This is a genomic window from Trinickia sp. (assembly GCF_051954495.1).
GTDB lineage: Bacteria > Pseudomonadota > Gammaproteobacteria > Burkholderiales > Burkholderiaceae > Trinickia.
The window spans coordinates 1-9,164 of record NZ_JBQCHR010000176.1; the positions used below are offsets into that span (position 1 = coordinate 1).

General features: G+C 63.0%; 4 protein-coding genes and 2 pseudogenes. 4 read left to right on the forward strand and 2 right to left on the reverse strand.

What is annotated here, in order from left to right:
* Positions 1-216: 216 nt before the first annotated feature.
* The 3 genes and pseudogenes from ACTHNR_RS24475 to ACTHNR_RS24485 form a co-directional block, all read left to right on the forward strand.
* Positions 217-432, forward strand: a pseudogene (locus ACTHNR_RS24475) (hypothetical protein); the annotation flags it as partial.
* 27 nt (positions 433-459) lie between these two features.
* Complete coding sequence (locus tag ACTHNR_RS24480; RefSeq protein WP_440551001.1) at positions 460-2,598, forward strand: autotransporter outer membrane beta-barrel domain-containing protein; 2,139 nt, start codon at positions 460-462, stop codon at positions 2,596-2,598.
* A gap of 332 nt (positions 2,599-2,930) precedes the next feature.
* Positions 2,931-3,347 carry a hypothetical protein gene (locus tag ACTHNR_RS24485; protein WP_440551003.1) on the forward strand — a complete coding sequence of 139 codons (417 nt, stop codon included), beginning with the start codon at positions 2,931-2,933 and terminating at the stop codon, positions 3,345-3,347.
* Between the two features lie 73 nt (positions 3,348-3,420).
* On the opposite strand, the pseudogene ACTHNR_RS24490 reads toward ACTHNR_RS24485, so the two are convergent.
* A pseudogene (locus tag ACTHNR_RS24490) lies at positions 3,421-4,977 on the reverse strand (methyl-accepting chemotaxis protein); the annotation flags it as partial.
* 362 nt (positions 4,978-5,339) lie between these two features.
* Positions 5,340-7,553 (reverse strand): LamG-like jellyroll fold domain-containing protein, encoded by a 2,214-nt coding sequence (locus ACTHNR_RS24495; RefSeq protein WP_440551005.1) that lies wholly within the window; start codon positions 7,551-7,553, stop codon positions 5,340-5,342.
* Positions 7,554-7,592: 39 nt separating this feature from the next.
* Here ACTHNR_RS24495 and ACTHNR_RS24500 point away from each other — a divergent pair, with 39 nt between their 5' ends.
* The gene (locus tag ACTHNR_RS24500) at positions 7,593-9,125 is read left to right on the forward strand and encodes a hypothetical protein (RefSeq protein ID WP_440551007.1); all 1,533 of its coding nucleotides are present in this window, start codon (positions 7,593-7,595) and stop codon (positions 9,123-9,125) included.
* Positions 9,126-9,164 lie beyond the last annotated feature (39 nt).

Sequence of the window (9,164 nt, forward strand, 5' to 3'; positions counted from 1 at the left end):
AAAGCAACTGTCCACAACCGGCCTTCAGGCCGGTTTGGCTGAACACTTTTGGAAGGGGTTTGCACCCCTCCCAAAGAATCGCTGAAACCCCGGCCTTCAGGCCGGGGTCCCAGCTCACCGCCCTGAAGGGCGGGGTTTCAAACCGGAGTTAGATCTACGATCAATTCCGGTGGCGCGGCGTCCAGCACCACCATCAACAACTTTGGGCAGCAGGGAATTTTCGCGGGCGGCGCGGCGAACGCCACGACCGTCAATAGCGGCGGCGGGCAGTTCGTTCTCGGTGGGGCCGCGACGCAGACCACGGTCAACAACGCCGGCTTTCAGGAAGTCGATAGCGGATCGGCCAACGGCGTCACGATCAACGATTTCGGCTCGCAATACGTTTCGGGCGGCACGGTCACGAGTACGACAGTCAGCAACGGCTATCAAGAAATCGACGGCGGAACGGTGACGGGCACGGTGGTCACCAACGGAGGCTATCAGAACGTCATCGGCGGATCTGTGGATCAGAGCCGGATTTACGACAGTCTGCAATCGGTCACGGGCGGCACGGTGACCCATACCGTCGTCAGCGGCAGTGCGGCGGAGCAGGACGTATTCGGGGGGGTGGCCGGCGGCACGACGGTCATTGGCGGTAACCAGTACATATCGTCAGGCGGGGTAGCGAGCGCGACGACGCTCGAGGCGGGCTCCAGTCAATTTGTCAGCAGCGGCGGCGCGGCGGTCGCCACGAGTATCAGCAGCGGCGGCTTACAAAACGTTCTTTCGGGCGGCGTCGCAACCGCGACGACAGTCAACGGCGGAGGAACGCAACTTGTCGCGAACGGAGGCGTGGCGACGGGCACAATCGTCAATTCGGGCGGTCTGCAAATCGTGACTAGCGGCGGCCTCGTCTCAGGTACCGTTGTCTCTGCCGGAGGCGTGCAAAGCGTTGGATCGGGCGGCATGGCGCTGGGCTCCGTGATATCGAGCGGCGGCGTTCAAGCCGTATCGAGCGGCGGCTTGGTACAAGCTACCGCCGTGCGCCAGGGCGGCACGGTGATCAACAACGGCACCGTCGTTTTTGCTCCAACTAGCACGACGACATTCGACGGCGCCCTCACGGGCAGCGGCGCAGTTTTGCAGCAAGGTGCCGGGACGACCATCGTGACGGGCGACAACCACGCGTTCACCGGCACGACGACCGTAGCGTCCGGCACGCTGATGATCGGCGATAGCGGGAACGACGGCGCATCGTTGGGCGGCAATGTCGCCGTGACCGCGGCCGGCAGTTTGCGCGGCCACGGCTCGGTCGGCGGCGACGTCGCCAACGATGGGCTCCTGATGCCCGGCGGTACCATCGGCACGCTGACCATCGGTGGCAACTACACACAAAGTACGAACGGCACACTCGTGATCGAGCTGAGTCCGACCTCCGCGTCGCAGCTCAAAGTTCAAGGCTCGGCCGCGCTCCGCGGCGGCCTGCAGATGGTCTACGATCCGGGCACTTACACGGCGCGCCGATATGCGATCCTGACTGCGAACGGCATCGCAGGCAGCTTCGATAGACTGTCGAGCGTGACCCAAGCAGGCGCCGATCTGTCTGGACTGACATCCTCGCTGAACTACGGCGCCAGCGAGATCGATCTCGTGCTCGCGCCCTACGCCACACCTGTGGCGATCGCCCCGCTCTATACAAGCATCTATACGGCGCTCGCTTCGACGGCGGCATTAGGCGCGCGCGCGTTCGACGCGGCGCTGATGGATCACCTTGCGGCCACATCCGCCATCGATCGCGCGGGCAAGCGCAACAGCGCATGGGCCACGCTCACGGACGGCTACGCACGCGCCGACGGTAGCGGCGCGGCATCGGCGTTCGGCGCCCATCGCTCGGGTTTTGCCGCGGGGTTCGATCACGAAATCGGCAAGGGGACCGTGGGCGGCGCGATCGGCTACGAACACGACGAGATCAGCGAAAGCGCCACGCCCAGCACCGGCAGACTCGACACCCTGCACCTCGCACTCTACGGCCGGCGCATGTTCGGCCCGATCGAGGCATCCATCATCTTCGGCTACGGCTTCAGTTGGGCGAGCGAGAAGCGGCCGCTCGCCCCCGGGCCAAACGGCACGCCCGAAGGCAGCAACCGGCTCCAATCGCTGAGCGGCTCGGCGCAAGCCGGCATCCCGTTCGAAGTCGGCAGCAATACCGTGCTGGAGCCGCATGCCGGACTGCACTGGGCCTGGGTGCATGGACAGGGTTTCGCCGAATCGGGCGGCAGCGGACAAAATCTCGCGGTCGGCGCCGATACCCTACACAGCGCGCAGCCCTACCTCGGCCTCACACTGATGCATACCTTCGGCACGATGGCCGAACCCGTGAGCATTCATGTGGACGTGGACTACGCGCGCGAGCTGGCGAATCGAACCCGCTCGGTGACCGTTCTTACTCAAGACGGCACCGCGTTCGCCGCGCCGGGCGCACCGCTGGCGCATCACATCGTCTCGATCGGCGCGGGCGTGCGCGCACAGGTCCGCCCGTCATGGTCTATTTCGGCCGATGCATCAACGCAACTTCGCGTGGGTTCGATGGTCCACCTTCAGTTGAATTACCGGTTTTAACGCGGCGCGGCCGTCTGTATCGGCGCAATTCGCCCCAGCAGAATATGTTTCGCTCCGAATCGGCCAGATGGCGCGGCATGTTGGGAAAATGGCCGCTTCGATAGGAGAATGCCATGGGTATTTGTTTTGGAAAACCCGCGCCAATCTCGGGCGGGCAGTCATACACCGCGTCTTCCGAGGCTGCCCCGGCACGTGCGGCGCGCCCCTCGCCGTCGGCGCGCCATTCCGAAGAAGGAGCCCTTTCCGGCCTGCCACGGCGAGGCCAGCAGGCCGGCACATCCCATCGCGTGATTGAAACCGATTCGTACCGTAACGTGGTCGATTTCTCCGCGATGAAAGTCGAGCGGCAAACCATACGAGAGCGGGGCGAGTCACTGCGGACATCGGCGCTTACCGTATGCACCGGCGTAGCCGTCGGCGGGGTGCGCCGTCATGACGACGGCAGCGTGGCCGCATCCTCGGCATCTATTTTTCACGTGTTGCCGGGCGTACCGTCGCCGGGCGTAGCCATTGCGCGGAAAGTGGAAGTGCTGCGCGCCGCCGGCTTTGAAGTCAATGCCGTCATCGCAGGCGGGGACGGCTCGACTCGAGCGGGGCAGCAGTTGCGGCACGCCTTGGAAGGCATGCTGCAGGGGATGCAGGTTCCACTCGAAGCCGGCCCTCTTTCCGACGGATTCAAGTCCCACTTTATCTCCGCGACGATCGAGGATAACGGGGAAATCGGCTACGAGACCTATAGCGGCCATTGATACGAGGTAGCGGGACCTGACGATCCGCAGTCCCGCGACAACGGGGAATCGACACGCGGCCTAGGCCCTATACGCGAAAGAACGCCACCGAGCTGCTCAACTGCTGCCCCTGCACTTCGAGCGATTTTGACGCCGCCGCTGCTTGCTCGACCAGCGCCGCATTTTGCTGCGTGACTTCGTCCATCTGCGTGATCGCCAAATTGACTTGCTCGATGCCGCGGCTCTGCTCGGCCGAGGCCGCGGCGATCTCGCCCATGATGTCGGTCACGCGCGCGACCGCCTGCGTGACCTCAGACATCGTCGTTCCCGCGTCGCTAGCCAGCGTCGAACCATCTTGAATCTTCTGCACCGAGGCGGCGATCAACTCTTTGATCTCCTTGGCCGCGCTCGACGAACGCTGCGCCAACGAGCGCACCTCGCTAGCCACCACCGCGAACCCCCTGCCTTGCTCGCCCGCCCGCGCGGCTTCCACCGCCGCATTGAGCGCCAAGATGTTCGTCTGGAACGCGATGCCTTCGATAATGCCGGTGATATCCGCAATCTGCGACGAGCGCGCGCTGATATCGATCATGGTTTCCACGACCTGCTCCACGACGACGCTGCCGCGCTGCGCCACGTCCGACGCGTTGCCGGCCAATACGCTCGCCTGCTGTGCGTTCTCCGCGTTGTGTTTGACTGTCGACGTCAACTCCTCCATGCTCGAGGCCGTTTCCTGCAACGAGGACGCTTGCTGCTCGGTGCGCGAAGACAGATCCTGATTGCCCGAGGCGATCTCGCTGGATCCCGTGGCAATGCCTTCCGCCGCGGAGCGGACCTGTCCGATCAACCGTACGAGGCTTGCCTGCATGTCGCCCATCGAGGCCAACACGCTGCCGGCGGGGGCGCGATCGGCTCCGGCAACCGGGCTCAGGTCGCCGCCTGCCACGCGTCGCGTGATTTCGCTCAGTTGAGCGGGCTCAGCCCCAAGCGCACGCGTCAAACTGCGCGTGATCAGCATGGCGGCCAGCAACGCCGCCGCACCCGTCGCAATGGAAACGACGATCGCCAACGCGCGCTGTGCCGCGTAGTGCTCCGCCGCTTCGGCCTGCATCGCTTGCGCACGCTCATGCGCATGCGCGGCGAACGCATCGGTCGCTTCGACCAGCTTTGCCAATAGCGGCCTGCATTGCTCCACCAGCATCGTGACAGCCTTGTCGCGATCGCCGCTCAACGCGGCATTCTCGATTGCAAGCGCCACTGGCCCGTACTGCGCCTCCACTTCGTCGATACGCGCCACCAAGGCGCGCGACTGATCGCTCACGTCGGCGGCCTTCACCGACTGACGCAATTCGGACAAGCGCGCTTGCACGTCCGCGTGTGCCTGCCCGACGGCAGCCTTCTCTTGATCGATGTCCGCCTGTTTGGTGACCACAACCAGATTGCGAGCGGCGATCGCACGACGATCCACCGCGGTGCGCACCTGTTCGGCCAGTTGCGCACGTGCGTTGATACCGCTCACGAATGAAGAAAACCGAGCGTTCGCATCCCCGAGCGCATGCAGCGCAAACATCGATACCGCCAACACCAATGCGCTCAGCACCCCGAAAGCCCACGCCAACTTCGAGCGAACCGTCAGCCCTTTGACATCCATGCAAGACTCCATGTTCTAAATTCCGTGCGATGGCCGCCGACGCGGTTGCCGATCGCCTCCGTCACACGCGCGACGGCATTCGCTATTTCGGCAACATGAGCCCCGCATTTAAACGTAATTTTTTTCAAACGTTTGCATTGGGGTTGTCGATAAGCGTCTTGCGACTTCATTGATAAGGATTTCCTTAACGCGACGTAATCGCACTACCGTTGCACGGCTGGGCTCGCCGAGGAAGCGAGAATTGACTCAATGGATAGGGAAACACTCAATGCGGCGTCAGGAAATCCTGACACAAAAATAAAGAAATTCCCGGCTCGTCATTGTCGCGCGTATTGATATGAAGAAAGCCGGCCCTCACGCGTTCAGCTGTTCATCAGCGACACGATTTGGGCCGCGCTCAGGCCGCCCCGGTAGACGCGGAAATCGTCTATCAGGCCATTGAAGCTCGCATCCGCGGCGTATTGCGACTTACCCAACCAGTTCTGTGTGGTGCTGCCCAGGCGGAACGGCGCGAGGAACATGCGCGGATTGCTACCGACGCTCGCCCCGTCCACATACAACGTGCCGGTCGAGCCCGATAGCGTGACCGCCACATGCACCCAGCGCTTGCTCGGCAGTTCCGCCGCGGCGTCGATCATCTGATCGCCGAACCCGTTGACGGTGAGCGAGAAGCGCATGGCGGCATTATTGGAGCGGCGATCGGCGCTCGGGGTGAGCATCATGTACCGCCCAATGCCCGCGCCCAAATCGAAGATGCGCGCCCAAGTTTGCGCCCCGTTCCAGAACACCCAGGCCGCAATCGTGAAGTCCGAAACGTCGGCGAGCAGATCGTCGGGCAACGCCACATAGGCGCCCGATCCGTTGAGCGACACCGCATGGCCGCGACGGCCCGTCGCCCATACCGCGCCGTCGAGGGTGGCGGTGTGCCCGTTGCCCGAGCTGTCGGCGGCCGCCGGCCCGCTGCCCTCGTCGAAGCTCAGGTGTGCGAGCAACTGCACCGCCGTGATGACCTTCGCTTGATTGGAGAGCGCCGATTCACCGGAAGACCTTTGCGCCGTGACGGCATAGAAGTACGTACCGGCAGTGGGCGGCGTATCGGTATAGGTCAGCAGATCGGCAATGCCGCGCTTGATCGTGGTGTACGGCCCACCGGCATGGCTTGCGCGTTTGACGTTGTAGCTGAGCGCATCGCTGCAGCCCCACCATGACAGCACGACCTTGCCCTCGCTTGCATAGCCTGTGAGCCCGCTGGGCGTGACGGCGGGTGTGCCCGGATCGCGCGTGCACGTGAGCGTGCCGTAACCGAGTTGGTCGAAGCCGCCGCTGTTCGGGCCGTAGTTGCCGCCGCCGCCCTCCGGCGTCATCTGCTCGGCGAAGCGCTGGCTGTAGGGCGCCGCCAAGCCCCTGCGATTGATGTAATGGTTGGCGACCAATGCCCAGCACGGGCGCCCCCCGCCTTGTGAACCCGTGGAAAACACCGCTTGGGTGACGTCGCAGTTTTGGTACGTCGCAAAAGGCACCGTGTAGAACGCGCCGTCGGGTCGCTTCAGGTTCGACTTCGCCACGTATTCCGCGCCGGCCAGGAAGCGGTTGTTGTCGTAACCGTATAAGTCGATGCCCTGGTTCCAGGCCATCTCGCAGATGGCGCCCGTCAGCGCAATCCCGAGCATCGTGTGTCCCTGGTCGCGCCCGGCCTCCTGCCACTGCCCGAGATACCCCGGATGCACGAAGTACACCGCCTTGTCGATGCTGCCGTTGCCCGCGCCGTTCTTGAAGTACTCGACGGCATCGTCGACGATATCGGCGTCATCGCACAGCACGCCGATGGCGAACATCGAGGCGAGGTTGCACAATTCCCAATTTGCCCAGTAATGCGTTCGCTTCACATCGACGGGGCGGTGCAGGAAGCTGTGATTGATCGGATAGAAAACCTCTCGCATCATCTTCTGAAATGCGGCCAGGCCCGACGCGCTCCAGCCGCTGTAGCTGCGCATGATCTCGCCCACGTTGGCGAACTGATAGCCGTAGATGCCGGCCGCCAGCGCCACGTTCGAATTGCCTTCGAGCGCGGTCAGAGTGGATGCCCACCGATCCAGGTACGCCACGGCCTTGATGGCGTAACTCGGGTCGTCCGACACTTTCCAGCGCAGCGCATCGCCATAGGCAGCGGCGATATCGTTGTAGAGGATCCAGTAGTTCTCGTTCCCGCCTCCGCGCCGGATGACGGGCTGTGGATTCGGCTCGTTCGTCAGCTTCGTGTGGCCGTTGGCGACGAGCACTTCCCAACCGTCGATCCACGGCGACGCGTGCGCGCCCACCTTCGTACGCATGCGCAGGAAATCGGCCTCGGTATGTAGAAGGCCCGGATGCGTGAAACGCTCGAATTGCCTCGTGCCGGTCGACGCCTGGCGAGACATAGTACCGGCTGCGGCAGCAAGGGGGCCGCCCAGCCCGCATCCGGCCACTAACGTCGCACCCAGCCCCTTCATGAAGTCCCGCCGAGAAACGCTCGCCGTATCAGCAGCCACATCCGAGCCATGGCGCAGTACTACCGTCGATACCTTTTTATTGCTCATGCACGACCCTGGTTTAGTTTTCCCTGAAACTTTACTCGAATGTATACGACATTTTGCGTAAAACCAAATTTCAACGAAATCTCAACATTCTCAAATAATCTCATAGAGCATTCACATCCTTGTGGGAATGGTAGTCTCACGGTTCGCGGGCAGCGTGGACCGCGTCTTCATTTGCGAGCAGTCGAATACGCCGATATTCAGCGCACTCGAGTGTTAATCAAGGATTTTCAAAGCACGAGCATACGCTGCCGCATTAAAAAATCAGTTCAATTCGAAGAGGTGGGAATAATGAAGAAGGAAAGTGATCGGAGCATCGCGCCCGACGCGCGCTGCGCGACCGATTCCCGCGATGACATCGTCCGTGGCGTCTCCCCTCGGTATGTTGCGGCAGCTTTGATTTCGCTCGCGCTGTTCGGCTGCGGCGGTGGCAGTGGCGGCAGTGGCGATGGCGCCGTCGCGAAGGCGGCCGCGACCGCATCGGGTGCAAGCCAAACGGCGGTCCGTCACGACCAGACGAGCGCCAGCAATCCAGCGACAGCGATTCTGCAGAAGATGGGCGTCGTGCCGCGCCTGCAGATTGGCCTCGGCGCCGGCCAATCGATCGATGACATGAAAGCCCAGGGGATCCGCCCGGACATCATCGACACCTACCTCGTTGGCGTGGGCTCGGGCTCCTGGCCTTACTGGAATACCGATGGCGCGTACATCACGTACACCGCCCAAAACGACCGCGCCAACGGGGCGACGCCGATGTTCACGCTTTACCAGATGGCGGCCAAGGGCGACGGCAATCTGAGCGGCATCAACGACCAGACCTTCATGAACACGTACTGGTCGCAGGTGCGGACGATGTATGACCGCATCAACGGTCTCAATATGCCGGTGCTGGTCAATCTGGAGCCCGACTTCTGGGGCTACATCTACGCGCAAGCGCCCAATCACGATGTCACGCAAATGCCCGCGGTCGTGAACAACCAGCCCGAATGCAGCTGGATGCCTAACAGCGCGGCCGGCATCGGCATGTGCCTCGTGTCGATGGCCCGGTGGCACGCGCCCAAAGCGCTGATCGGCTTTCCGCCCGCCTTCTGGAACGGCCCGCCGGACGTGATCGCCAAGGAAATGCAGGCGGTCGGCGCCGATCGTGCCGATTTCATCGTGGCCCAAACCAGCGATCGCGATGCCGGGTGCCTCGAACTGGCGACGATCGCGGAATGCATGGGCCGCATCGGTCCGTTCTATCGCGATGAAAACAACGTCAACACGCCCAACTTTCATCAGGAGCAGGGCCAATACTCGACTTACCGCGCGGCTTTGGGCAACGCTCTGCCGATGCTGTGGTGGCAAACGCCGTTGGGCGTTCCGTCAGACACCCCGGGCGGTACGCCCGGACACTATCGCGACAATCACGCCGACTACATGCTGAAGTACCCATGGGAGTACGGCGCCATCAGTACGTTCGCGATCGTCTTTAGCGGCGGCGGCACGTATTCGACGTCGATCAATACCGACGGCGGGCAGTTTGCGCGGCTGTTCGGCCATTACCTCTCGTACGGCGGCGTTGGCGTAAATTAAACGCCTATCCGCAGGCTTCCCTGCGGCGGCGCGCCAAGT